Origin of the sequence: Roseovarius sp. B08 (assembly GCF_051417955.1) — a bacterium.
Taxonomy (GTDB): domain Bacteria; phylum Pseudomonadota; class Alphaproteobacteria; order Rhodobacterales; family Rhodobacteraceae; genus Roseovarius.
In genome coordinates, this window is sequence record NZ_JBPRLW010000001.1 from 3,085,152 (window position 1) to 3,109,716 (window position 24,565).

Annotated in this window: 19 protein-coding genes and 1 tRNA gene; 8 read left to right on the forward strand and 12 right to left on the reverse strand. The window is 62.9% G+C overall.

What is annotated here, in order from left to right; all coding sequences use genetic code 11:
- The 3 genes from ACSQ76_RS15765 (at nt 1) to ACSQ76_RS15775 (ending at nt 2,480) form a co-directional block, all read left to right on the forward strand.
- Nucleotides 1-564 carry an isochorismatase family protein gene (locus ACSQ76_RS15765; RefSeq protein WP_437157333.1) on the forward strand — a complete coding sequence of 188 codons (564 nt, stop codon included), beginning with the start codon at nt 1-3 and terminating at the stop codon, nt 562-564.
- The gene (gene recJ, locus ACSQ76_RS15770) at nt 561-2,303 is read left to right on the forward strand and encodes a single-stranded-DNA-specific exonuclease RecJ (RefSeq protein ID WP_437157334.1); all 1,743 of its coding nucleotides are present in this window, start codon (nt 561-563) and stop codon (nt 2,301-2,303) included. The genes ACSQ76_RS15765 and recJ overlap by 4 nt, the downstream gene beginning before the upstream one ends.
- 102 nt (nt 2,304-2,405) lie before the next feature.
- A tRNA-Glu gene (locus tag ACSQ76_RS15775) sits at nt 2,406-2,480 on the forward strand.
- 1,229 nt (nt 2,481-3,709) lie between these two features.
- Here ACSQ76_RS15775 and ACSQ76_RS15780 read toward each other — a convergent pair.
- The 3 genes from ACSQ76_RS15780 to ACSQ76_RS15790 all read right to left on the reverse strand — a co-directional run bounded on the left by ACSQ76_RS15780 (nt 3,710) and on the right by ACSQ76_RS15790 (nt 5,068).
- Nucleotides 3,710-3,904, reverse strand: coding sequence for a hypothetical protein (locus ACSQ76_RS15780; RefSeq protein WP_437157335.1), 195 nt, complete (start codon nt 3,902-3,904; stop codon nt 3,710-3,712).
- A 307-nt stretch (nt 3,905-4,211) separates the two neighbouring features.
- On the reverse strand, nt 4,212-4,676 hold the full coding sequence (locus ACSQ76_RS15785) for a hypothetical protein (RefSeq protein WP_437157336.1): 465 nt from the start codon (nt 4,674-4,676) through the stop codon (nt 4,212-4,214).
- Nucleotides 4,673-5,068 carry a hypothetical protein gene (locus ACSQ76_RS15790; protein ID WP_437157337.1) on the reverse strand — a complete coding sequence of 132 codons (396 nt, stop codon included), beginning with the start codon at nt 5,066-5,068 and terminating at the stop codon, nt 4,673-4,675. Before ACSQ76_RS15790 ends, ACSQ76_RS15785 begins: the two co-directional genes overlap by 4 nt.
- 653 nt (nt 5,069-5,721) lie before the next feature.
- Here ACSQ76_RS15790 and ACSQ76_RS15795 point away from each other — a divergent pair.
- Nucleotides 5,722-7,419, forward strand: coding sequence for a hypothetical protein (locus ACSQ76_RS15795; protein WP_437157338.1), 1,698 nt, complete (start codon nt 5,722-5,724; stop codon nt 7,417-7,419).
- Here ACSQ76_RS15795 and ACSQ76_RS15800 read toward each other — a convergent pair.
- Entirely contained in the window at nt 7,388-8,092 is a 705-nt protein-coding gene (locus ACSQ76_RS15800; protein WP_437157339.1) for a hypothetical protein, read from the reverse strand. The two genes, ACSQ76_RS15795 and ACSQ76_RS15800, sit on opposite strands and share 32 nt — an antisense overlap.
- Nucleotides 8,093-8,297: 205 nt before the next feature.
- On the opposite strand from ACSQ76_RS15800, the gene ACSQ76_RS15805 reads away from it, so the two are divergent.
- On the forward strand, nt 8,298-10,304 hold the full coding sequence (locus tag ACSQ76_RS15805) for a DNA methyltransferase (protein WP_437157340.1): 2,007 nt from the start codon (nt 8,298-8,300) through the stop codon (nt 10,302-10,304).
- Nucleotides 10,301-12,928, forward strand: a complete 2,628-nt coding sequence (locus ACSQ76_RS15810) for a DEAD/DEAH box helicase family protein (protein ID WP_437157341.1) — start codon at nt 10,301-10,303, stop codon at nt 12,926-12,928. The genes ACSQ76_RS15805 and ACSQ76_RS15810 overlap by 4 nt, the downstream gene beginning before the upstream one ends.
- 596 nt (nt 12,929-13,524) lie before the next feature.
- Here ACSQ76_RS15810 and ACSQ76_RS15815 read toward each other — a convergent pair.
- From ACSQ76_RS15815 to ACSQ76_RS15850, 8 genes are all read right to left on the reverse strand, one after another.
- Nucleotides 13,525-14,820 (reverse strand): PQQ-dependent sugar dehydrogenase, encoded by a 1,296-nt coding sequence (locus ACSQ76_RS15815; protein ID WP_437157342.1) that lies wholly within the window; start codon nt 14,818-14,820, stop codon nt 13,525-13,527.
- 152 nt (nt 14,821-14,972) lie between these two features.
- Entirely contained in the window at nt 14,973-15,314 is a 342-nt protein-coding gene (locus tag ACSQ76_RS15820) for a c-type cytochrome (protein WP_437157343.1), read from the reverse strand.
- A 504-nt stretch (nt 15,315-15,818) separates the two neighbouring features.
- Nucleotides 15,819-16,778 carry an oligopeptide/dipeptide ABC transporter ATP-binding protein gene (locus ACSQ76_RS15825; protein ID WP_437157344.1) on the reverse strand — a complete coding sequence of 320 codons (960 nt, stop codon included), beginning with the start codon at nt 16,776-16,778 and terminating at the stop codon, nt 15,819-15,821.
- The gene (locus ACSQ76_RS15830; protein WP_437157345.1) at nt 16,775-17,803 is read right to left on the reverse strand and encodes an ABC transporter ATP-binding protein; all 1,029 of its coding nucleotides are present in this window, start codon (nt 17,801-17,803) and stop codon (nt 16,775-16,777) included. Before ACSQ76_RS15830 ends, ACSQ76_RS15825 begins: the two co-directional genes overlap by 4 nt.
- Nucleotides 17,803-18,681, reverse strand: a complete 879-nt coding sequence (locus tag ACSQ76_RS15835; protein WP_437157346.1) for an ABC transporter permease — start codon at nt 18,679-18,681, stop codon at nt 17,803-17,805. The genes ACSQ76_RS15830 and ACSQ76_RS15835 overlap by 1 nt, the downstream gene beginning before the upstream one ends.
- A 1-nt stretch (nt 18,682) precedes the next feature.
- On the reverse strand, nt 18,683-19,621 hold the full coding sequence (locus ACSQ76_RS15840) for an ABC transporter permease (RefSeq protein ID WP_437157347.1): 939 nt from the start codon (nt 19,619-19,621) through the stop codon (nt 18,683-18,685).
- A gap of 21 nt (nt 19,622-19,642) precedes the next feature.
- On the reverse strand, nt 19,643-21,235 hold the full coding sequence (locus ACSQ76_RS15845; RefSeq protein ID WP_437157348.1) for an ABC transporter substrate-binding protein: 1,593 nt from the start codon (nt 21,233-21,235) through the stop codon (nt 19,643-19,645).
- Nucleotides 21,236-21,341: 106 nt separating this feature from the next.
- Nucleotides 21,342-23,348 carry a CocE/NonD family hydrolase gene (locus ACSQ76_RS15850; RefSeq protein ID WP_437157349.1) on the reverse strand — a complete coding sequence of 669 codons (2,007 nt, stop codon included), beginning with the start codon at nt 23,346-23,348 and terminating at the stop codon, nt 21,342-21,344.
- Nucleotides 23,349-23,460: 112 nt separating this feature from the next.
- On the opposite strand from ACSQ76_RS15850, the gene ACSQ76_RS15855 reads away from it, so the two are divergent.
- Together ACSQ76_RS15855 and ACSQ76_RS15860 are read left to right on the forward strand one after the other, a co-directional pair.
- On the forward strand, nt 23,461-24,267 hold the full coding sequence (locus ACSQ76_RS15855) for a helix-turn-helix domain-containing protein (RefSeq protein WP_437157350.1): 807 nt from the start codon (nt 23,461-23,463) through the stop codon (nt 24,265-24,267).
- A 115-nt stretch (nt 24,268-24,382) separates the two neighbouring features.
- Nucleotides 24,383-24,559, forward strand: a complete 177-nt coding sequence (locus ACSQ76_RS15860; RefSeq protein ID WP_437157351.1) for a proton-conducting transporter transmembrane domain-containing protein — start codon at nt 24,383-24,385, stop codon at nt 24,557-24,559.
- The last annotated feature ends 6 nt before the right edge of the window (nt 24,560-24,565 follow it).

Consider the following 24,565-nt stretch of genomic DNA (forward strand, 5'->3'; position numbering starts at 1 on the left):
ATGTTACCTGCCCTCGTCCTTATCGACTACCAAACCGGCTTCGAGGCCGATTTCTGGGGCGCGCGCAACAACCCCGAGGCCGAGGATCGCGCGGCGCAACTGCTGTCGGCATGGCGCGAGCGTGGCGGCCCCATTTGCCACGTCCTGCATCTCAGCAAGGTCATCGGCAGCCCCATCCACCCCGATTCCGGCGGATGCGAGTTCAAGCCGCAGATGATGCCGCTGACCGGCGAGCCGGTGTTCGAGAAATCCACCAACTCCGCCTTCGTCGATCCCGCGCTGAATGCGCACCTGCAATATCTCGGCGCGGCCGAACTGGTGATGTGCGGCCTGACCACGCCACATTGCGTCTCGACCAATGTCCGCTGGGCCGACAATATCGGCTATGACGTGACGCTGGCGCACGACGCCTGTGCCGCCTTCTCCTTTTCCGCCGACACCGGCTGGAACCCCGATCTGTCGCCGATGGACCCCGAGCCGATCCACGCCACCGCCGTCTCGCACCTGCATGGCGAGTTCTGCCAGGCCCGCTCCGTCGCCGCGATCCTGCGCGACCTTTCATGAGCTACCTCGGCGTCGCGCGCTCCCTCACAGGGCGCTGCTGGATCGGTCCCACCCCCGAAACGGACCGCCTGTCCGAGGCGATGGTGCAGGACACCACCCTGCCCCGCGCCCTCTGCCAGACCCTGACGCGCCTCGGCGTAGCCAGCTGCGACGCCGCCGCCTATCTCGAGCCCAAGCTCCGCGACCTGCTGCCCGACCCGCGCAGCCTCAAGGATATGGAAACCGCCGCCGCGCGGTTCCTCCAGGCGGTAGAGCGGCGCGAGAAGATCGCGATCTTCGCCGATTACGATGTCGACGGCGGCGCGTCGGCCGCCCTGCTGATCGACTGGCTGCGCCGGATGGGCCTGGACGCCACGCTCTACGTTCCCGATCGTATCGACGAAGGCTACGGCCCGAACGCGCCCGCAATGGCCGAACTGGCCGCCGCGCATAACCTCATCCTCTGCGTCGATTGCGGTACCCTCAGCCACGAGGCGCTGGCCGCCGCCACCGCCGCCGATGTGGTCGTGCTCGATCACCACCTGGGCGGCGAAACGCTGCCCCCCGCTTTGGCCGTGGTGAACCCCAACCGCCAGGACGAAAGCGGCGACCTTTCGCATCTCTGCGCCGCCGCCGTGGTTTTTCTCATGCTGGTCGAGGCCGGCCGCCAGCTGCGCGAGGCCGGCAGGCAGGGCCCCGACCTCATGGCGATGCTTGATCTGGTGGCGCTGGCCACCGTCGCCGACGTGGCCCCCCTGCGCGACGTTAACCGTGCCTTCGTGCGCGCGGGCCTTGCCATCATGTCGCGCCGCGACCGTCCCGGCCTCGTGGCGCTGGGCGACGTCTCACGGCTCGATACCGCACCCACCGCCTATCACCTCGGCTTTGTCCTCGGCCCGCGCGTCAATGCCGGCGGCCGCGTCGGCCGCGCCGACCTCGGCGCGCGCCTGCTCGCCTGCAACGACCCGACCGAGGCGATGGCGCTGGCCGAGAAGCTGGATGAACTCAACACCGAACGCCGCGACGTCGAGGCCGCCGTCCGCGCCGCCGCGCTCGACCAGGCCGAGGCGCGCGGTCTCGACGCACCGCTGGTCTGGGCCGCGGGCGAAGGCTGGCATCCCGGCGTCGTCGGCATCGTCGCCTCGCGCCTCAAGGAAGCCACCAACCGCCCAGCCATCGTCATCGGGTTCGACGGTGACGAGGGCAAGGGCTCGGGCCGCTCGGTCTCCGGCGTCGACCTCGGCCACGCCATCCAGCGCCTCGCCGCCGAGGGCCTTCTGCTCAAGGGCGGCGGGCACAGGATGGCCGCGGGCCTCACCGTGGCCCGCGACAAGCTCGAGGCCGCGATGGCGCGCCTCGCCGACCTTCTCGCACGTCAGGGCGCGGGCCGGTCCGGCCCCGCCGACCTCACCCTCGACGGGCTGCTGATGCCCGGCGCGGCCACGCCGGAACTCGTCGGCCAGATCGAACAGGCCGGCCCCTTCGGCGCCGGCGCCCCCGCCCCGCGCTATGCGTTTTGCGACATCGGGATCACCTTCGCCAAACGCGTTGGCGACAGCCACCTCAAGATCCGCTTTGGCGACGGCACCGGCCCCAGCCTCGACGCCATCGCCTTCAGCGCCTACGACACCGGGCTTGGCCAGGCGCTGGAACAGCACGGCGGCGCGCGTTTCCATCTCGCCGGCCGCCTCGACATCAACACCTGGGGCGGGCGTCAGACCGTCCAACTCCGCCTCGAAGACGCCTCCCCCGCCACCTGAGCCACGCACCCGCCACGACCTCCGCGATACCCGCAAAATTATGCAAGAATCCCCTTGCGCCGGTCGCGGGTTTTTCATAGGTACACGCTCACGCCACGGTATGGCCCGTTCGTCTATCGGTTAGGACGCCAGGTTTTCAACCTGGAAAGAGGGGTTCGATTCCCCTACGGGCTGCCACTTTTCCTCATTTTCCCTTGTTTTACTGGGTGTTGCGTCGCCCAGTGTCCCACGATTTTCGGAGCGTGGGACACTCTGCTCGGCAGCGGCGGCTTCGGCGCGCAGTGCGGCACGCTCGGCGAGCCGCGCGCGGTCGACGCGCTTGGTGTAGATCGCGGCGGTCTTCGGATCGCTGTGCGACAGATGCGCCATGACTTCGTAGACCGAACCCGATGCCTCGGCGATCTGCTCGGCGCGACGCTTGCGGATACCGTGCTGAGAGCGGGTCGCGCGCAGTTTCGGCTTCCCATTCTTCTCCAGCACCGGATTGCCGTCGTCGTCGAGCACCGGTTCGCAGAGCCCAGCGGCAATGATCCACTTGCGCACCGTGTTGTCGAGCGAACCCGAAGATGCGAAAGGTTTACCCTTCTCGGTCAGGAGGTAGGCCGGAGCGTCCACGGGCAGATCGGCGACCTCGAGCATAAAGTTCCACGGCAACGGAAGCTGGACTTCCGATGACCCCCTTTTCGAAGGCTGGAACCGGATGTAGAGCCGCTCGTCGCGGGTCATCTCGTGCCGGGGTCCGAGGATGTGCATGTCGCCTATGCGGCCCGCCGTCGCCTCCGCGAGTAGAAACCACCTGCGGGCCATCGTGCCCGGTCCGTGATGAGCCAGGAACTGCTCGGCCTCTTCGTCACTCCACGGCTCCGCACCACCCTTCTCCACATGTCCGCTCTTCACCTTGAAGACCGGGCTGTCGGCCGGATATCCGTGATCTTCGCCCCAGGTATACGCAGCGCGGAGCGCCTTCAGGCATGTATGTGCTGCGCCCGTCCGCACACCGAAGGAATCGCGGATATGGGCGAACGCCTCGCGCGGAAGGGACGCCTTCATCGCGCCCATCCGAATCTTCTTGTTGGGTGAGAGGCAGTCCCGCGCCTGCGTCAGGCCAGTCTTACGGCTGGCCAGCGTGGCCGGTTTGAGATTGCCGGCTTCGACCTGAATCTCCATCCACTCGATGAACCTTTCGCAGAGCTCATCGAGCGTGTTCTTCGCGGCCTTGGGTTTCTCGTTCACGATCAGCTTCAGCCCAGCCCGGGCGGCAAGGTAGTGGTCCTCGAAATCATCGTGGTCTGGACCCACGGGGATTGTGATTTTCTTCGTCTTTTGCCCTTCAACGCGAACACGCCAGCGAGGTGTCCCCGCCGGCGTCTTCTCTTCACAAAGGCCCTCATAGGTCTTGTTGATCTTCATTTTCCGTCTTCCCAGGATGGGGCCTCGTCGGCATCTGCGCTGATGCTGTGGCCGTTGGTCGCCATAGGGCGCCCGGACGGCGCCTCGTTCGTGTTGCCCGCCACGTCGACCGAAAACGATCCGTCCGGATGGACGCGAACCGCGGCCGGCTGATAGCCAGCGGCAACAATCGCGCCGATTACGTTGGACACTGAGGATCTGGATGGTTGAGCGGCAGGCATGGTCTTAACTTCCTTTGACGGAAGAAGAGTGGGTGGATCGTTTTTGATCGAGTCGCCGAAATCCGAAGAAAAATCGCGCCAAGGCGGGAAATCCGCCTCAACCTATTGATCGGAATTGAAACTTTTTTCGACCCTCAAGCTCGATCATGATCAATCGGCGTGTCGGCTGGCGCAGCAGAGGGAGTGGAGGCCAACACGCCTGCCCATGGTGATCCTTCCATGGACGCGGGCCATTCGACCCTCAAGGACGGCGCCCCTTCTCGGGGCGCCGTGATGCTCATCCGTCGATCATGTTCTCCGCAACGCGCGCCGCGCCGGCGGCGCTGAGTGCTGCGGCGACGAGATCGTAGAGCAGATCGAGCTCGGCACGCGCGGCGGAGAGAGGCTGTGCGCCGGGCTCCCGAAACGTGCATTCGTAGCCGCCACGAACGTGGTTCTCATCTCCATGGAAGTAGACGTGCGTGCGATCCTTGACCTGTCCACCGAGGCGCTCGATGAGCGTCTTGAGATCGCGTGTGAAGCCTTCGTCGAAGATGTCACGACGGGCGATCCTGCGGGCGATCGCCGACGGGAACCCGCGCTGCGCCGGGGGCAGCTCGGGGATGACGGTCTCGTAGAGCTCGTCGGCAACCGCATCGGCTTGCCACAGCGCCGCAGAGACGATCCCCGTGATCAGGTCGGGCGTCATCTCGATGCCCTCGATGAGGGCGGCGAAGCGGGGCAGCGTGAGGGGCCGGCTCATGCCGCCACTCCCTGGGTGACCGGCTCAGTCGCTTCCTCACGATATGCTTCGACTGCGTCGGCGAGGCCATCGGCAAGGACGCAGATTTCCTCGACGACCGGTTCGCCGGGGTCCAATGCGGCGAAACAGGCGGCTTCGATCCGATGGGGATCATCGACATGCTCGAGCATCAGCAGGTCGACCAGGTCGTCGAGCGCGCGCTTCGTGCGGCTTGTCGGGCGGCCGGGATCGCCCAGCCCGTCCAGTGCCGTCAGGGCGGTGCGCACGCCCGGCGCCGCGCCCAAGAGCGCGGCGGCGCAGGCGAGCGCCTCGGCGTTTTTGGTGGCGAAGATCCGCAGGTCACGGAGGGCCGGCGATGGTGGGGTGATGATGTTGCTGGTGAGATCGAACATGATGTCTCCAATTTTCGGAGGGGCCGGCGCTGAGGCCGGGTCAAGCGTTCGTCAGATCCACCTTCGTCTCATTCTTTCGCGCCTCTCGGTTCATCCTTTCGTGTCGGCTCTCGCCCCGAGGAGCCGGCACGAAAGGATGGGCCAGCGCGGCCGCTCCCCATCTCTTTCCCGTCGCCAGCGACACGGCATCCGTTCTCCGTGACGGCCTCGCCGGCTGCTCGTTGGGAGAGGTCGAGGAGAGGCCCTCCTCTCTTCGCCGGCCGTGGGGAGCGGCGAGCAGGTGGGGGTCGCGGGGGAGGAGTGCGGAACGACGCTCCCCCGCGCCGTCGGAGACGCCAGGGGTTTCGAGGGGGAGTGGCGAACGATGCCCCTCGATCCGCCGGAAGGCGCCGGAGTGCAGGGGTGGCGAACGCCCTGCCGCCGTCCGCGCAGGACCGCCTCCCCGGCGCGAGGGGCCCTCGGAGAGCCGCGCGTATTCAGCCCCGCAGGGGCGTCTCGGAATACGCATAGTCGGTCCCTATGGGTATTGCGCCCGGGCCCCGACGGGCGTCGCCGATCATTTTTCCGCGCCAGCACGTCTTACCTATTTCCCCTCCGCTTCAATCAAAATCAGGAGGCGGAGCGCAGCGATGCAGGGATTTCAATTTGCCCACATGGAGACCTATTCGGTCAAGGGCGCGCCGGGCGCCGGGCCCGACGCGACCGCGAAGAAGAAGAACGGTCAGAAGGCTTGGACAGCACAGGAGATCATGGAGGAAGCCGAGCGAAAGAGGCTGGCCTCATTGCATGTCGGCAAAGGTGGGCCGCCGCCGGAGATCATGGCCGGCGAAGTTTCGAGCTTCGATGCGTTGCGGGATGCGCATGTCGCCGCCGCTGCCAGGAAGGAGAGCTTCCGGTATACGAAGAAGGACGGCACCGTTCAGACGCGTCGGCGAAAGCTTCGTGCCGATGCGCCCACCTTGCACACGACGATCGTCTCTCTCCCGGTCACGTCCTTGGATGCTCTCGCCGATCCCGCTCTGCTCGAGAATTGCCGGGGGCTTCTTCGCAAGGCCATGGAGGATGAGCGCAAGCGTCTGGACCCGCTCGGTGGGAAGATGATGATGGGTGTGATTCACCTCGACGAGCGTATGGTCCATGCCCATTTCTACGCTCTCGATCCGATGCGCGGGCGGGTCGATCACCTTCATCCCGGCAAGGCCGCCAAAGCCGATTTCCATCTGGAGCACAAGGATAGCGAGGAAGACCCAAAGGATGTCCGGAAAGCCGGCAACCGCGCCTACTGTGATGCCATGCGCGCCTGGCAGGACAGCATCCACGAGAACGTCTTCAGCCCGGCCGGCCTCCTCCGCAGGGGTCCGCGTGCGACCCGGCTGTCTACCGCCGAATACAACAAGCTGAAGGCGGCCAAGGAGCAGCAGGCAAAGGATGCGGCGCGGAGCGCCAAGCTGGCTGCTCAGATCGGGCGCCAGGAGGACCAGATCCGCAAGATGCTCCGAGAGGCCGGCGCAGAGGCACAGGACCTCACACGCCAGTCGGTGGAACTCCAGGCCGACAAGGTAGGGGTTCTCGTCCAGGCGAGCGAGGCGGCCACGACCAAAGCGCGGGGCGAGGAAGAGATCGAACGCGGAGCACGCCAGGCAGCGGACGCCGAGGCGCTAAAAAAGGCCATGCTCCGCGGCTGGGATGCCGTGGAGAACCGCGAGGTCGACTATCAGGAAAAGACCGAGGAGAAGCGCGAAGGCCTGAAATTCGGGCCGAATGCCCCGGTGGAGAAGAACGACCGCGCCTCGCTGATCGACGCTATCCTCCCGGCCTATGACTTCGTGCTCGACATTGCCAAGCGTGCCTTCGGCCGGCGCGAGGACGAGGCGGCGCGCGAGACGGCGCGCCGTAAGGAGGAAGCCGAGCTGCGGCGCCGCGCGGCCGTCGTCGCCGAGGGACTGGAGCGCAGTCAACAGGCGGTCCCGGAGGCTCTGCGCGAGGTCGCGAATGCCGAGGCGGCGACCTACAGCGAGGCCAGCTTTCCTGGGGCCTGGGCGATTTCCCCGGGGGCCGACCCGAAGAAGGTCGGCGAGCGCCTCAACGCCACGACCAATCTGGATCTGCGCGCGGCCTACATGGCGACGCGCGACGCCGTGCGGTTGCTGGAAGGGGATGCGCCGTTACGGGCGAAGTTTGAGATCGGGATGCAGGTGCTGGAAGGCGGCGCCGCCCACAGAGGCTTCGATCTGAACACCGGTCGCCAGGATATCGGGAAGGCGTTGAGTCCCGATCTGGCCGCGCGGCACCGCGACCAGATCGAGGAGGGCCCGAAGGTCAAGCGGAAGGACCGGACCCTTGTTCGGTAGCGATCCCCGGAACCGGGAGGTCAGCCGTTTCAGGGTCGTCTGTCTTCCGGGATCGACGGGAGGTCTTCTTCGTCTCCGCGTCGACTGTGGCGTCCGCAATATGGGCTTCAGCGCTCTCGCGCGATGTCAGCATGGCAAAGATCTCGTCACGCTCAGCCAGCCGGGCATGTGCGGCGGCGAGGTCAGTGGTTGCCGCCTTCAGCTGCTCATGGAGCTCAGCGCACGCAGCCTCGGCGGCCTCGGCTCGCGCCGCCTGGTTGTCTCGGTCGTTCTCGAGCATGGCGATGATGTCCTGCTGCTCGGACATATCCTGGCGATGGCTCTCATCCTTCGCAGCCTGGGCGCGGCGCAGGTCCACGATCTCGCCGTTCTGAAGGTCGCGTGTGCGGGCCCAGAGGTCCTTGAGCATCTGCTCGTGTGCGAGCCGCAGATCTTCGGGAATCTCCGGCATGTTCGCGAGCTTGGTCTGGGTCGCCAGCAGGCGCGCCTTGACCGCATTCACAGCGGGGCCAAGCCGCGTAAAGGACGTCTTCACGCGCTCGTTGATGGCCTGCTGGGTCGGCATCTTGCCGTTGTTCTCGGCCGTCAGGGCAAGGATCGCGGCCTCGGTGCGGCGCAGCAGATCGGGATCGATCACGGATTCGGGGTTGAAGGTCTTCTCGTGCTTGGACATCTGTCGTCTCCGGCTGGGGGTGTAATACACGGTAGCGATATTACCGGGTATTACCGCCCCACGACGGGGCGGCAGGAAGGATGTCGGTCGATCCCGATGCACGAAAAAGCGTTCCCGAACCCTTTTTTGGGAGGAAATCCGTTGTCGGCGCCGTCGATTTCCGCGACCTTGGCGAAAACTCCAGAACTCCCGATAAAGGACTGAAATGACTTCCATCCTCACCGCGCTGAAAGATGTCCTTGCCGAACTGCCAGACCTTGTGAACGTCCAAGGTGACCTTATCCGGTCTCGTGTGGAGGATCGGGCGCTGAACATGCAGCCGGACCTTCTGGGCGCGCTGGCGGGCAACGACAGCCTCCGGGAAGCCTTCTTCGAAGACGTGGGAGGGACGCTCGTCTTCGACAAAGTGCTGTTCATGCAGACTGTGACCATGCGAGACTTCTTGCCCGACAGCTTCACCGCCTACGGTAACAAGATCGGGTTGTCAGCGGCCGGCGAGGCGCTCCGCAAGGGTCGCGAAGTGGTTCTCGACTGGCCCTACAAGGATTGCGTTCTCGCCGGTGGTATGACGCGCGAAGACCGCGGCGGCTCGGAGCGGTTTGTAAACCGCATCGTCGCCCCGGACGAGGTGATCCGGCTGGAGGAACCGAAGGCGCTCTGCGGATGGGAGCGCTGGGATGCCGATGCCGTGGCAGCAGGTAAGCCGGCCGAGGTAGATGAGGTAACGGGCAAGGAGAACCTGCTCATAAAGGGCAATAACCTATTCGCACTCCACTCGCTGAAAGCGCATTTTGGAAACCGTGTGGCAACCGAAGGCGTAAAATTGATCTATATTGATCCGCCCTACAACACCGGAAACGACGGGTTCCGCTATAATGATCGGTTCACACACTCCACTTGGCTGACGTTTATGCAAGACCGGATACGTGCAGCATGCTCTGTATTGCGGGAAGACGGAGCGATTTTCATTCAGATTGACGAAAAAGAGTTGGGCTACCTACTACCTTTGGCAGACGAAGTGATCGGACGAGAGAACAGAGTGAGCATCGTGACGGTCAAGACATCGGACCCGTCTGGTCATAAGGTTGCCAACCCCTCACTTTATGATCAATCGGAGTTTATCTTAGTTTATGCGCGGAATCGAGGGCATTGGAAGTATCAGCCGATTTTCGTTCGCTCAGAATACGATTACGCATACAACAAAATTATCCGTAATATTGAAGCTCCCGCGTCCGATTGGCTTATCGAGTCGCTTTTCGAGGTGGTCGCAGACGAACAAGGTTTCAACAACGCGAAGGAAGCCCGAAAGGCGTTGGGCAGGTCGGTGTTCGCTCAGTTTGTGGCAGATTACGCCTTGCAGAATGCCGATAAGGTTTTTCAACCGGTCACCATCGCCGATGATGCGGCCAATCATGTTGTCGAGGCGCGCAACGCCTCAAGAGATAACCCGGATGGGATTCTTCAGGTCGAAAACCGGACCGGCACGATCTACATCGTTGCAGGAAAACAGATATACTTCTACTCCAACAAGATCAGGAATGTTGACGGCGTAAATGGCCCCACGAAGTTGCTTACGTCGATATGGAATGACATTTCATATAATGGTATCGCGCAGGAAGGCGGCGCGAAACTCAAGAACGGGAAGAAACCAGAAGCTTTGCTGAGACGCGTCATTCAGATGTCGACTGAACCGAATGACCTTGTCTTCGACTTTTTTGCGGGCTCGGGCACCACAGCGGCCGTAGCACATAAGATGGGTCGTCGCTGGATCGCTGTCGAGCAAATGGACTACGTCCGCGACCTGACCGTGGAGAGATTGAAGAGGGTCGTAGCAGGTGAACAAGGCGGTGTATCCAAGGTTGTTAAATGGCCAGACACCGGCGGCGGCTCATTCATCTACACGGAGATTGCCTCCGAAGGGCAGGACTTTGTCTCTCGGGTCGACGCGGCCAATGAGGATGAGCTCGATGGACTGCGTGACGAACTGACGGAGGCCCCCTTCCTCCGACATGACATCGACCCGGACGGTCTGAGATCCTCGGACTGGGCCGAGCATTCTCCGACTATGAAGCGTCGCACGCTGCGCGAAGCAGTCGCCGCTGACCATCTCTACGTCAACGTAGGCGATATGGATGACGAGATGCATGGACTGAGCGAGCGCGACCGCAAGCTCACTCGAGCATTCTACGGCATGTCGGAGGCCGCTGAATGATCCTGCACGAAAAGATCACCGCCTTCGAAGAAATGGGCGGCGTCCTGCCCGAGGTCCCGGAACATGTGCTGGAGAACCTCGCCTCAGGCATTGCGCTCCGCCCCTATCAGGAAACGGCCATTCGCCGCTTCGCCCACCAGATGGGGCAGAAGCGCACAGGGCCGGCGCACCTGCTGTTTCACATGGCGACCGGCTCCGGGAAGACGGTCATCATGGCCTCCGCGATGCTGCACCTGTGGACGCAGGGCTATCGCAACTTCCTGTTCTTCGTGAACTCGTCGCAGATCGTCGAGAAGACGAAGGCAAACTTCATTAACTCGGCTTCCAGCAAGTATCTCTTCGCACCGGCTGTTCGCATTGGGGATGACACCATTCCCGTGCAAGATGTGACCAACTTCGACGCCGCCGCCCCGGATGCGATCAATATCGTCTTCACGACGATCCAAGGGTTGCACACGGTCCTGAACAATCCCAAGGAAAACGGCCTCACGTTCGAGGATTTCGAAGAGCGCCGGGTCGTCATGATCTCGGACGAGGCTCACCACATTAACGCCCTGACGAAGAGCAAGCTGTCCCAGACAGAGGAAGAGGAAGAAAAGAGCTGGGAATACACGGTTCGCAAGGTCCTCGCCCAGCACCCGGAGAACGTCCTCCTTGAGTTCAGTGCCACTGTGGACATGGATCACTCCGACATCGCAGCCAAGTATGCCGACAAGATGATCATGGACTACCCCCTCCGCTCCTTCCGGGCGGACGGGTATTCCAAGGATATCGAGCTGAGGCAGGCCGAGGTTTCTGTCGAAGACCGAATGCTCCAAGCCATCGTGCTCAGCGAATACCGGCGTGCTCTCGCGCGTGAACTCCTGGGCGAAGACTGGAAGCCGGTGGTGCTGATGAAGTCAGCGACTATTAAGGAGTCGAAGTCAAATGAGGATTCCTTCCGTGACCTGATTGATCATTTGCAAGCTGATCGCTTGCAGGGGCTCCACACTTCGGCCGCGGCAGCCGACCCAGCTGATCAGACATTGATCAACGCCTTTGATGCACTTGCCCCGGGTGGCACTTACGAGAATCTGGTTCTCGCTCTTCGAACGCAATTCAGCGAGGCCCGGACAACGAATGTGAACGAACCAGGCGACTTGGGCAGGCAGCAGATCCTACTGAACAGCCTGGAAGACCCAGGCAACCCGATCCGCTGCATTTTTGCCGTGAACAAGCTGGATGAGGGCTGGGACGTGCTGAACCTCTTCGACGTGGTCAGGCTGAGCGAGAAAGCCGGCTCAGGCAAGAAGCCGTCGGAGACGACAATGCGCGAGGCGCAGCTAATAGGCCGGGGGGCACGCTACTTCCCCTTCGCTGACCCTGAGGATGTCGAGAAGCCCGCCGCGCTACGCAAGTATGACGATGATCACGGCTCTGAGCTGCGACTGCTGGAGCAGATGCATTATCATTGCACCCACGAGCCGAAATACCTCTCGGACCTGAAGAAGGCACTGGTCATCACAGGCGCGCTGTCCGAGGGCGAAAAAACCGTCGAGCTGAAAGTGAAGCCAGGCTTCAAGGACACCGAGGTCTTCAAGGGTTACTGCCTGTGGGCGAACAAGAGTGTGCCAGTCGACAAGACAACGCGGAGCGCAAAAGATGTTCTTTCCGAGCGAGGGTTCCTCGTCGATCTGCCTGCTGGTTACACCGGCCGGGCCATGGAGACAGGGGCTTTTGATGCCGAAGGTGAAGGCACCACCGGGGCCGGCGGGGCCGTGTCAGCAGCCGAATACGAACTGAAGCTCTCCGACCTCGGCTATCCGGTGCTGCGTCGGGCGTGCGACGAGATCGAAAGCTTCAGGGTGGCGGAGCTTCGGCAGGCATTCCCGAAACTTCAGTCGCTCAGGAGGTTCCTCCTCGACGGCGACAGCTTGGGAGAAATCCAGGTCACCGTCAGGGGCCCGCAGGAGCGACTGGCCCCTCTATCGCGCTCAGATGCCCTGCATGTGGCCAGGACGGTTCTATCTGCCATTGCAAGCGATGTGCGTCGCGCCCAAGCTACGCACGAAGGGTCGAAGGAGTTCTTCCCGAAGCGCATCTCCGGCATCTTAAAGGATCGTGTCCTGAAGCTCTCCGTTCCGGGCGAAACGATGAAATCCTGGCAGGAGTCCGACGTCGCGTCGACCCGCGGCGTAAATCTGGCTAATGCGGATTGGCATGTCTTCGACGATTGCTATGGCACGAGTGAGGAGAAGGAGTTCGTGGCCTTCATCGCCAGCATGCAGACCGATATCGCGAAGGCATTCGACGAGTTCTTCGTCATTCGCAACGAGAAGATGATCAAGCTGCACGAGATCGGCGGCGACAGGGCGACCGAACCAGACTACATCCTGCTCATGCGTCGGAAAGGGGGCGCTCCGCTCTGCCGGCAGGTATTCATCGAACCGAAAGGAGATCGAGGCTGGGACAGCGAGGCCTGGAAAAGCAGGTTCTTGGAGGCAATCGCCTGGGATGCCGAGAATGGCGGAGATCTTGCGGCGCAAGAGCCGCACGAAATCCGCGGGCTTCCATTCTTTGGCGCTGAGCCGACGCGACGAAAGGCATTTAAAGACGCTTTCGTGCTTCATCTGGATGTGCCGTAAGCCAACTGCCGTCTGTCATGTCGCCGTCGGACGCGTGGGACACATTAACGTTAAGTCCTTGATCAGTATGGAGCCCATACGCCGGCACCGTGGGACACCTCGCCCTTCATTTCTTGGGTTTTTCGGGCTGGTGGCAATCCCCTACGGGCTGCCACCCACACCCGACATACTGAGCCGTCATCAGTTTGCGCAATAATATCGCGAAAATCCGGTGAGTTACGAGCTCATGGGATTTGCAGAGACGGAAATGGCCAAACAATCTGTCGGTAAAATGCCCGAGTGTCTCAGTGGCGCATTTTTGTCTTACCAGTTTGGTGTGGACTCAGGGTCTTGCGATCAACGACCGCTGTTCTTTCCAGACTGCGGCAAGCTCATGTGACGCAACCCGGGTGGAAGTCAGACCTATTGGCTTTTTGCCGGCGAGAACATAGCGCACGATATCAGAGGCAAGGAAGGCGATGTTCAGCGTCTGTTAAACGCGATTCATGTGGTTTTTTACACCACGGCAATCTCATCCGGCGTCTGGCCTGACTTGATCCATTCCAGCCATCAGCAATAGGGCCGCGTCGGATTCCCGGCACGGCCTTATGAGGGTCCTAGCTACCCGGTGTCAGCTTGTGGATCATACCTTCATCGACTGCCGTATAGAGGCTGCCATCCGGTCCGAGCACGACAGAGCGGAAGCGGCCGGCCTCCATCGGCAGGGTCATTTCGGTCACGTCGAGAACCTCGGTTCCGTCTTCGTTGAATTCGATCACGTCGATCCGTTGGCCGATCGGCGTGCCGCCAAAGCCAATGCCCATGATGCCGACGACCATCGCGTTGTCCCAGCTGCCCCATTCCTCACCTTCGAGGAACGCAGCCGAGCCTGTACCTTGGGACCATCCATTATTGGTCCAGACCGGCGGCATCGCGTCGGGATAGGTCTCGAAATCAGTCATCGGCATGAAGGCCGCGCGTTCATAACGGTTCATGCCTTCATCCTGATTTGGCATGTAGCCGCAATAGCCATCCGGGCAGTCGCCACGTCCAGCCATGTTATCGCGCGGGTCCCAACCGGCGTTACCGCCGTTTTCGAGAATGGTGATTTCGTCGGAATGCCACGGCCCGTGTTCGGCGGTGATCGCTGCGCCGGACTCCGGATGGAATGCGATGCCCTGAACGTTGCGGTGTCCGTAGGTGTATATGCGATCGTCAAAGCCCTCTGGCGGGGTGTTGTCTGGATGCGCGTTGCCGTCCGTGTCCATCCGCAGGACCTTGGAGCCCATCATCGTCGGGCTTTGCGGGATTTCAGGATTGTGGTTGTCGCCTGTCGTCAGCCATAGGGCACCATCCGGCCCAAAACGTACACGCCCGCCGTTATGTGCGCCGGGCCCGCCAAACGGGTGCTCCGAGGCCTCCATTTTGTAAGGCACGTCATCGACGATGTCCGTCCGGTTCGAAACGCCGGTGAAATCCTCGTTTACGGTGAACCGCATCAGCCGGTTGGTGTGCGGGTCCGACATGTCCGACGTCGAGTAGACGTAGATCCGACGGTTCTCGTCAAAGTTGGGGTCGAAAGCCACCCCCATCATTCCTGCCTGACCTTCGCAGAACAGGTCCTCGCCGCTGGCGGCATAGCCCTCGGTCTCGCCTACGCCATAAAGTGCGGTCACGGTGCCGTCTGGCATCCGCACCGACAGGCCTTTGCATTTCTCGGTAAAAAGCATCGTGCCATCGTCGAGAAAGGCCATGTCCCACGGGTTTTCCAAATCCGACAACACTACCTCGTGCTGAAGACTGGTGGTGTTCATCCCGGACTGCGCGACTGCGGCAGACGCCATACACATGGACAGTCCAGCCACCAGCGGCAGAACGGGGAAACCGGATGGTTTGAATGAGCTCTTTAGCATGTTTTCCTCCCTTGGCTGCTTTGTGACGACTCAACCAGCCTCTGCTCGGGCGATCCGCGCCGTCTCGATAAAGGTAGAAGGAGGGGGCGTTACGGCAATAGGTCTCGGTCGGCGAAAGACCGTTGACAGATCGAACCGCCGTATAGACGCATTTACTGGAATTCCGTGGTGATATACGTCGTAATATTGAGGATATCCTGGTCCGAAAGATTCTTGGCGTGCGGGATCATCAGCATCGAGTTCGGGCCTATCTTCTCGCCTTCGCGATAACGCTCCAGTTTGTTGGTCAAATAACCCGTATCTTTGTCGGACAGCCGCGGATAGCTCGCAACGCCCTGAGCCTTGGGGCCGTGGCAGTTTCTGCAGACCGACTGATAGAGGCTTTCACCGGCCTCGACATCAGCGTCACGAACTTCTTCTGTCACGTCCTGATCTGCAAAGGCTGCGTTAGAGACCAAGGCCATAAGGGCAGCGGTCATCAATGCATGTTTCACGAATTGCCTTCCTTCCGTTATTCGCTGTCTACCAGTTCATCGAGGATAAGAGCATTAAACTAAACACCAGCGCCCGACGCGGTCAATGTAGCGTACTCGAAAGCCTTTAAACTTAGGAACTTTTGCACGCTTAGACTGAGATTAGGTCAGCTGCGGATCCAGTCAAAAAGCAACTTATCCAAGACGCAAATCTCATGTATTTATTTGTTTCGTAAACTTGTGCAGCAAAATCTTTTCTCGGCTCTTGAAGCATCCGAGGAACAAATTCGAAACCTAGGCGAGCCGTAGATGGAACAATGGCGGCCCTTTAGTCAGTAATGATTAGCACGTGAACAATTGATGCGAGCATAGCACCTGACGGAGCGACAGCTATTAAGAGCACAAGGAACAACTACTGGAAGCGTTCTAGATGTTGCTCGATAATTTCTTGAAGCGTTATTCCAGTCGAGAAAGCTTGGATGCACCGACAAGCGGCATATCCGTTCTCTTTTCGTGAAGAGCATTTCACAATGGAAACAGGCACCTATATCCGCGGCTGGCGTCTTCAGTCCAATTCGGCTCTGTTGTGGCGCAGGTCTTGCGCGCCCGAGGGCAGCGTGGGTGAAAGTCACAGCCCGAGGGGCGGTTGACCGGGCTCGGCACCTCACCGCTCAGTGCTACGAAATCGTGCCGCGCTTCAGGATCGGGCTGCGGGTTCGCCTCGAGCAGCGCCTTGGTGTAGGGATGACAGGGTTGGGCGAATATCTGATTTGTGGGCCCCTGTTCGACGAAACGGCCCAGATACATGATTGCCATCTTGTCGGTGACATGGCGCACGAGGTTGAGGTTGTGGGTGATGATCACAATCGCAACGCCGCTGCGGGTCTGCACATCGGCGAGCAGGTTGAGTACCTCGCCCTGCACGGACATATCCAATCCGGCGGTGGGCTCGTCTGCAATCAGCAACCTGGGGTCCAGCGCCAGCGCCCGCGCCACTCCGACCCGCCGCGCCTGTCCGCCCGACAGCTGGTGGGGATAGCGCGTGGCAAACTCGGCCGGCAGCCCCACGAGGCCCAACAGCCGCTCGGCCTCGTCGCGGCCGGCGGGCCGCCCGTGAATGCGCAGCGGTTCGGTCACCAGCGACTTGACCTTCAGCCGGGGCGACAGCGACCCCACCGGGTCCTGCCACATCATCGACATATCGGTGCGCAGGTGGGACCACTCGCGGGCCGAGGCCTGCGATATTTCCGCCCCGTCAAAGCGGATCGACCCGCCCGAGGCTTTCTTCAGCCCGATCAGCGTGCGCGCGATGGTGGACTTGCCCGAGCCGCTTTCACCCACCAGCCCCAGCGTCTCGCCCGCGCCCAGCGTGAAGGACACGCCGCACACCGCCTCGAAATCATATGGCTCGCGGCGCAGCGCGGCCTTCAGACGCCCCTGCCGCGCATACCGGATGCGCAGGTCCTCGACTTCCAGAAGGCTCATGCCCTGTCCTCCGCCGGGTCGTTCAGATGGCACCGGGCCGCCTGCCCCCCGCCGGCATCGTAAAGCGGCGGATGCTCGGTCTTGCAGCGCTCGAACGCCTTGGGACAGCGGGCGCGAAACGCGCATCCCGCGGGCGGGCGCCGCAGGTCCGGCAAGGTGCCGGGAATGGTCGGCAGCCGGCGCGTCGCCTCTCGGATGCGGGCCGGGTCGCACTCGAACAGCGCCTGCGTGTAGGGGTGGCACGGGTCGCGGAACACCCGCGCCACGTCGCCCCGCTCCACCACTTCGCCCGCATACATCACCGCCACCTCGTCGCACAGCTCGGCCACCGTCCCCAGGTGGTGCGAGACGAAGAGAACCGAGCAGCCGAACTTCTCCTGTAACTCGCGCAGCAGGGTGACGATCTGCATCTCCAGCGTCGCATCCAGCGCCGTTGTCGGCTCGTCCGCGATCAACAGGTCCGGCCGCGTCAGCAGCGCCATGGCGATGCACACCCGCTGGCGCATCCCGCCCGAAAGCTGATGCGGATAGGCATCCAGCTTCGACGCCGCATCCGGCAGTTGCACCTGCTCCAGGAATTCGATGGCCCGCGCGCGTTTCTCGGCCCGCCCGCCCTTTTCACGATACTGGATGTCCATCATCTGCCGGCCGATGGTCGTCACCGGGTTGAGCGAGGTCATCGGGTCCTGAAAGATCATCGAGATCCGTCTGCCCCGCAGCGCGCGCCATTCCCTCGGCCTCAGCTGCGCCAGGTTCTGGCCATCCATGTCGATCCGCCCGCCCGCGATGCGCGCGTTCTCGGCCAGAAGGCCGATCAGCGAATAGGCCAGCGTGGACTTGCCACACCCGCTTTCCCCGACAAGGCCCAGCACCTTGCCCCGGGGCACGTCCAGCGTGATGTCGCGCAGCGCATGGATCGCCCCGCGCGGCGTGGCGAAATCCACCGACAGCCCGTCGGTCCGCACCAGCGGCTCGGCGCCGCCTTCCGTTTGCCGGTCCGGCTCTGTCGCAACGCTGGATACCATCAGCCGGCCTTTCTGAGCTTGGGATCGAAGATGTCGCGCAGCGCCTCGCCCATGAAGGTAAAGCCCAGCGTCACCAGGATGATCGGGATCGACCCGCCAATCACCGGCCAGGGCGAGTTGCGGATGAAATTGTAGCCGTCGTTCAGGATCACGCCCCAAGACGGCGTCGGCGGCCGCACCCCCATGCCCAGGAAACTCAGGCCCGCCTCGGTCGCGATCACCAGCGGCACGTCCATCGACGCCAGGATGAGCAGCGGGCCCAGCACGTTGGGCAGCACATGCACGAACAGAAGGCGCGGCGTGCCCACCCCCATCGCGCGCTCGGCCAGGATGAACTCGGCATTCTTCAGCGCCATCGTCTGGGTCCGCACGATGCGGGCATAGATCGGCACTGAGGTGATCGCCACGACCAGCATCACCGTGAACAGGCTCGGGCCGATGATGGTCACCACCGCCAGGCCGAAAACGATGGTGGGAAACGAGCGCAGCGCGTCGAAGATCAACAGCAGGATATTGTCCAGCCAGCGCGGCCCGAGACCGGCGATCAGCCCTAGAAGCAGCCCGATGCTCAGCGCCGCGGCCAGCGAGGCCCCCGCGACCAGCATGGCGATGCGCCCGCCGGCGATGACCCGGCTGAAGATGTCACGCCCGATATTGTCGGTGCCCAGCCAGTGCTCGGCCGAGGGCGGCGCCATGCGCGGGCCGGTCATGATGGCCGCAGGATCATAGGGCACGATCCACGGCGCAAAGATGGCCGACCCGACGATCAGCGCCACCAGCACGAAACCGATCAGGCCGGTCGGGCTGGCCGACAGAACCCGCCAGGTCCGGGTCATCACACCCGGTTCGGAGACGACCTCTTGCGTGGCGTCGGTCATGTCACATGTCCTCCCGCTGGCGCGGGTCCAGCCACGCGATCACCAGGTCCGAGATCAGCGTCGCCAGCACGATGATGCCAGTGGTGACCAAAACCGCGCCCAACACGATGGGATAGTTGCGTTCGTTCACCGCCTGCACGATCAGCGCGCCGATCCCGGGCCGGGCAAAGATCACCTCGACGAACACCGCCGCCGAGAAAAGATGCGCCACGCCCGTGCCGATCAGGGTCACGGCGGGCTGCACAGCGATCTTCAGGATATGCGAGCGGGTGATCCATCTGTCCGGCAGGCCGTAGGCGCGCGCCATGCGCACATGCGGCTGCCCCATCACCTCCAGCATCGAGGCGCGCACGATCCGGGCCACGTACCCGACCCAAGACACGCCGATGGCAAAGGACGGCAGGATCAGGTGCGTGACCCCGTCCCAGAACCCCTCGCCCGCGCCGATCGCCGGCAGCCACCGCAACCAGACCGCGAAGACCAGCACCGAGTATAGCGCCATGACGAAGGCCGGGATCGAGATCGTGCCGACCGAGATCACCCCGGTCAGCGTGTCGAGCCACGTGTTACGGCGCAGCGCCGAGTAACAGCCCAAAGCGATGCCGAGCACCGCCGCCCAGAGGATCGAGACGGTGATCAGGATCAAGGTGTAAGGCAGCTGTTCGAACACGATCTGCGACACCGCCCGTCCGGTGAACACGTCTTGCCCCAGATCGCCGCGCAGGATGTTGCCGAAAAACGTAATGATCTGCACCGGCAGCGGCTTGTCCAGCCCCATAGCCTCGCGCGTCTGTTCGATCAGTTCCGGCGTTGCGCGTGGGCCGAGGATCATCACCGCCGGGTCGCCCGGCACCACGTGCAGCATGAGCGTCAGGATGGAGACCGCGACCATCACGATCACGACCGAAAGGACAAGCCTTTGGGAGGCGTATAACAGCACGGGTCGCGGTCTCCTGTCGGCTTAGACTTCGCCGTCGAAGTCGATGAAGAGCGGCCGTCCGTCAGGCCGCAGCGCCGGTTCCAGCCCTTCGCGGTACATCACCGGCGTGCCTTCATGGGTGATGAACTTGTAGGCCCCGGTCGCTTCCATCAGGTCCTGCATCTTGCGGTACATCTCGGCGCGTTTCTCGCCGTCGGCCTCGCTCAGCGCGTTGGCGTGCAACTCGTCGAATTCCGCATTCGAGAACCGCTCCCAGTTCCAGATGCCGACCTGGTCGGTCACGAACCAGCTGGTCGCATAGTATGGGTCCGGCAACATCGAGAACCGGTTCAGCACCAGCTGCATGTCCTTCCAGCGCTCGCCCTCGCTTTCCATGCCCAGCGTCCAGAACGAGCCGGAATCCTGCACATTGATCTGCGTCTCGATGCCGATCTGCGCCAGCTGCGCCTGGACCACCTCGGCAATCGTCTTCCACACCGTGGCATTGAGCGCGTCGATGGTCAGCGGCTCGGCCGGCGGGCCGCCCGCCGCCTCCAGGTACTCGCGCGCCTTGTCCAGGTCGCCCGCCACTGGCACCGATGGGTTCTCACGGTGGCCCGGCAGGCCGGGGGCGATCATGCCGGTCGCCGGGGCCGCCTCACCGAAATGGGCCGCGTCGATGATCTGTTCGGCATTGATGGCGTACTGGATCGCCTTGCGCAGGTTCTCGTCACCCAGCGCGGGGTTGTCGAGGTTCATGCCCAGCCAGACATAATAAAGCGACGGGTATTCCTCGATCACAGTATTGTCCGGCACGTTGCCGCGATACTGCGCCAGCGATGACAGTGTGATCTCGGTATAGTCCAGATCGCCGGCCTCGTAGGCGCGTTCGGCGGTCTTGGTGTCGTCCATCGGCAGGATGCGGATCTCGTCAAAGCCCGGCGCCTCGCCCTTCCAATCAGGGTTGCGCACAAGGTGGACGTGCTGGTTCGGCTTCCACTCCTTCAGGATGTAAGGGCCGGAAAAAGCCGGCGGCTCCATCCCGAAATTGCCGCCGCTTTCCGTGGCCTCCATCACCGCCTTCTTCGACACGATGTGGCCCGTGCCGTAGGGCAACGTGATGCTCCACAGCGGCTGGAACGGCTCTTTCAGAACGATCGTGCCCTCGTACTTGCCGGTCACCTCGACATGGTCCAGCGGGCCCCAGTCGCTCTTGACCGGGCTGTCATGCTCCAGCACGCGCTCGAACGAGAATTTCACGTCTTCGGCGGTCATCTCGCCATGGCCGCCGGTGAACATCAGCCCCTCTTTCAGCTTGAAGGTGATGTGCGTGTCATCGACCTGCTCGATGGATTCCGCGGCCTCCAGCTCCCACTCCCACTCGCGGCCAGGCACGTAGCGCACCAGCTTGGAATAGATGCAGTTCATGACATCGACGTTATAGCCGTTCTGGTAAAAGCCGGGGTCGAGCGCGTCGATATCGGCATAGGAACTGACACGCAGCACCTTGCCCGACTGCGCCCAGATGCGCGAGCCCAGGGGCATGGTGGTGGCGGCGAGGCCCGTCGCTGCAGCCCCGCGCAGGAACGCGCGACGCCCGATGCCGGGTTTGTTGGCGGTCATTTGATCGGTCATTCTTGTTACTCCCAGTTGTTTGGCCGTTTCGGCCTTTCGTGTTCGGCGCCGGACGATCCCGGCACGAAAAGTGATGGCCCGCGCCACGCAGGGCGCGGAACAAAGGTCAGGCCAGGTCGCGCGGAATCTCGCAGGACCAGGTCTGTTCGTGGGCAATCGCATCGCCTTCCCTGGCGACCAGCTTGGCGTTGATGACGAAATGCGTGGCCGTGGCCGTCATCTCGGTTTCCGTGCGGCTGGACATGCGCCAGTCGCCGCGCGACATGTCCAGGTCCCACACCACGTTCCCCTTGAACGAGCGCCAGTCTGTGCCGGTGAAGGAATAAGTCTCGACGCAGGTCGCACCGCGGGTCAGGTCGTTGTCCTTGATGCGGATGCGCCCGTCCGAGTCGACGATCCGCACCTCCGTCTCGCCGGTGCCCAGGTCCTCGCGCACGATCCATTCGGCGAGCTCCGGCTCCAGCACCTCCTTCTCCATCGGCGACGCGCCCTTGGGCGTGCCCAGATCGCGCGGCTGGGTCACCGCATCCATGTCGCGCACCGGCAGCACAAGACGGCTGGCGGCGGTATCGAGCTGCAGCGTCACCGGCTCTGGCGCGGGCCAGGCCACGGGGAAATAGCTGGTCGAAACCGACAGGCGCAGCCGATGCCCGGCGCGGAACGTCTGCGCGACATGCTTGAACGGCACCGTCGCGGTGTAGGTTTCCCCCGGCACCAGCGCCTCGGGCGTTTCATGGCTGTCGCGATGGGTCAGGTTCAGCAGGCCATAACAGACGCGCGTCGCCGCGCCATCGGGGGCCACGTCCACAAGGCGCGCGGCCACCTGCGCCACCGGCTGATCGACCGAGAAGGTCAGTTCAAGCTGCGCGTCGCCGGCAATCTCCAGCGGCGTCTCCAAAGGCTCCGTCTCGAACACCAGGCTCCCGGCGTCGTCCCGGCGCTGATCCACCGGCTGATCGCCCGGATTGGCATAGGAACACCACTTGCCCCCGGCAATCCCGGTGCCGAGCGGCGAGCGGATATTCAACGTTCCCTTGGGCGCATCCTCCTGCCCCAGCGTCCCGTCGCGGCCCAGCCCAAACGGCGTCCGCGTCACGTTGGGCGACGGCCAGGACGGCTCTTCCACCCAGCGGCCCTCGCGCTCCGCGTAATAGCTGGCAGGCTCGGCGTGGTCCTGCATGAAAAGCCGCAACTGCGGCTCGTCCATGATGCCGGTCTCGACACCCTTCAGCCACTGGTCCCACCAGCGCAGCTCCTCGCCCAGCCAGTCGATCGCAGGCCCCGGAACGCCGATATGCGGATACTTGTGCGACCACGGACCGACCAGGCCCTTGCTGGGGCATTGCAGGTTTTCCATCAGCCGGAACACCGTCCGGCAATACCCGTCAGCCCAGCCCGACACCGCATAGACCGGCACCTGGATCCGGCCGATATCCTCGCAGACCGACCCGTGCTTCCAGAAATCGTCGCGGCGCTGGTGCTCGGCCCAGTTCTTCAGCCACAGGCCAGAGCCGGTCAGCCGCTGCATCCACATCTCGCGCCACTTGTCGCCCACGAGGTCGGGATCGGGCGGCAGCGTGTTGATGGCGAACATGTGCGACGCCCAGGATATCTGGTCGACCACCATCGTGCCGCCCATGTAATGCACGTCATCCGCATAGCGGTCGTCGGTCGAGGCGACGGACACCACCGCCTTCAGCGCGGGCGGTTGCAACGCGGCCACCTGCAGGCCGTTAAACCCGCCCCACGAAATACCGACCATCCCCACCGAACCGTCGCACCAGTCCTGTGCGGCGATCCACGCGATCACGTCGCAGCCGTCCTGCAACTCCTGCGCGGTATACTCGTCCTCCATCACCCCTTCGGACTCGCCCGTGCCCCGCAGGTCGGCGCGCACATAGGCATAGCCGCGCGCCGCGATGTAGGGCGCGCGCACCGAGTCGCGCGGCAGCGTCACGTCGCCCTTGCGATAGGGCAGGAACTCGAAGATGGCAGGAACCGGCGCACCATCGGCCGGACGCCAGATCCGCGCCGCCAGGATGCAGCCATCCGGCAAGGGGATCTCGACGTGGCGTTCCTCGATGACGCCGTCGGGCGGTCCGGACTGATTCATGCGGTGCTTCCTTGCGTGATCCAGGCGCGTATCGTGGCATGCGCAGGGCCTCCTCACAATTTCGCTGGCTGACGCATGTTGACATTGTAAGTGCGTCAGGTAGCGTCAGGGCATGACCTCCGATCCCCTCTCCACCAATCTCACCTTCGCCTGCTCCTTCCTGCCCTCCATCGCGCTGGTCTGCCGCCGGATCGGCATCAACCGGCAACAATTCAACAAGTATCTCTCGGGCCACGTGCGCCCCTCGCGGCACAACATGCGCAAGATCTGCGAGTTCTTCGGCGTCACCGAGGGCGAGCTCTTGATGGAGCCTGCGCGCTTCGCCGACCTGATCGCCCTGCGCCGCCAGCCGGGCGGCGAGGTCGAGACGACGCCCGTCGGCCCCACCCTGCGGCGGCTGAACCAGTTTTCGCCCCCCCTGGAACGCTACTGCGGCAGCTATTTCAGGTACTTCCATTCCTTCAGCAATCCCGGCTACATCATGCGGTCCTACGCCAGGATGACCCGCAAGGACGGCTACTACCTGTGGAAGAACATTGAACGCGACGCGGGCCCTCAGGGAGGCGCGCGCGAGGTCCACAAGTACGAAGGCCTGGTGTTCTTCCTCGGGGAACGCATCAATGTCGTGGAAAACGAGACCACGCTGTCCTCCTCGATCACCCAGATGATCCTCTACCCGTCCTACAGCGCGGGCATCGACTATCTTCTCGGAATCCAGACCGGCGGACCGCTGCGATTGGGGCGCAAGCCCGCCGCGTCACGGGTGGTGCTCGACTACGTCGGCCAGAATGTCGATGCGCGCCGCGCGATGGCGCAATGCGGCCTTATGGAGCCGGATCAGATCGACCCGCGCATCGTGCAGCTCGTGCGAAACGAAATGTCTCCCGGAGCTTGGACATTTGAGGTCGAACAGCTCTGATCAGGCTAGGTGCAGTTCCGCTTAGGTCTGACTGGCATGAGCTTTTGGACCCATCTTTTAGGAATGCTTTCCGCAAATTCCAAGTCGACCAGAATACTCGAACCCGAAGGCTGTTTTGGCCTATTCCACGATCAGCCAGATGGGCCTTATGGTGATGATCGTCGGTGCAGGCGGCCGACCCTGTGAGACCGTTCCCTATTTCGCGCTGCACCAGGGTCTCGCAAAGTGCGCGCTGTTCCTGTTCGTGGCATGCCTTCGACAAACAGAGGGCCATGACAAACCGGGGCCATAGAACTCG

Bases quoted from the DNA above. Each gene is read 5' to 3' on its own strand.
- ACSQ76_RS15825 (WP_437157344.1), bottom strand. From the start codon at position 16,778: ATGAGCCTTCTGGAAGTCGAGGACCTGCGCATCCGGTATGCGCGGCAG.
- ACSQ76_RS15765 (WP_437157333.1), top strand. From the start codon at position 1: ATGTTACCTGCCCTCGTCCTTATCGACTACCAAACCGGCTTCGAGGCC.
- ACSQ76_RS15855 (WP_437157350.1), top strand. From the start codon at position 23,461: ATGACCTCCGATCCCCTCTCCACCAATCTCACCTTCGCCTGCTCCTTC.
- ACSQ76_RS15830 (WP_437157345.1), bottom strand. From the start codon at position 17,803: ATGGTATCCAGCGTTGCGACAGAGCCGGACCGGCAAACGGAAGGCGGC.
- ACSQ76_RS15805 (WP_437157340.1), top strand. From the start codon at position 8,298: ATGACTTCCATCCTCACCGCGCTGAAAGATGTCCTTGCCGAACTGCCA.
- ACSQ76_RS15835 (WP_437157346.1), bottom strand. From the start codon at position 18,681: ATGACCGACGCCACGCAAGAGGTCGTCTCCGAACCGGGTGTGATGACC.
- ACSQ76_RS15850 (WP_437157349.1), bottom strand. From the start codon at position 23,348: ATGAATCAGTCCGGACCGCCCGACGGCGTCATCGAGGAACGCCACGTC.
- ACSQ76_RS15815 (WP_437157342.1), bottom strand. From the start codon at position 14,820: ATGCTAAAGAGCTCATTCAAACCATCCGGTTTCCCCGTTCTGCCGCTG.
- ACSQ76_RS15800 (WP_437157339.1), bottom strand. From the start codon at position 8,092: ATGTCCAAGCACGAGAAGACCTTCAACCCCGAATCCGTGATCGATCCC.
- ACSQ76_RS15785 (WP_437157336.1), bottom strand. From the start codon at position 4,676: ATGAGCCGGCCCCTCACGCTGCCCCGCTTCGCCGCCCTCATCGAGGGC.
- ACSQ76_RS15810 (WP_437157341.1), top strand. From the start codon at position 10,301: ATGATCCTGCACGAAAAGATCACCGCCTTCGAAGAAATGGGCGGCGTC.
- ACSQ76_RS15845 (WP_437157348.1), bottom strand. From the start codon at position 21,235: ATGACCGATCAAATGACCGCCAACAAACCCGGCATCGGGCGTCGCGCG.
- ACSQ76_RS15795 (WP_437157338.1), top strand. From the start codon at position 5,722: ATGGAGACCTATTCGGTCAAGGGCGCGCCGGGCGCCGGGCCCGACGCG.
- recJ (WP_437157334.1), top strand. From the start codon at position 561: ATGAGCTACCTCGGCGTCGCGCGCTCCCTCACAGGGCGCTGCTGGATC.
- ACSQ76_RS15790 (WP_437157337.1), bottom strand. From the start codon at position 5,068: ATGTTCGATCTCACCAGCAACATCATCACCCCACCATCGCCGGCCCTC.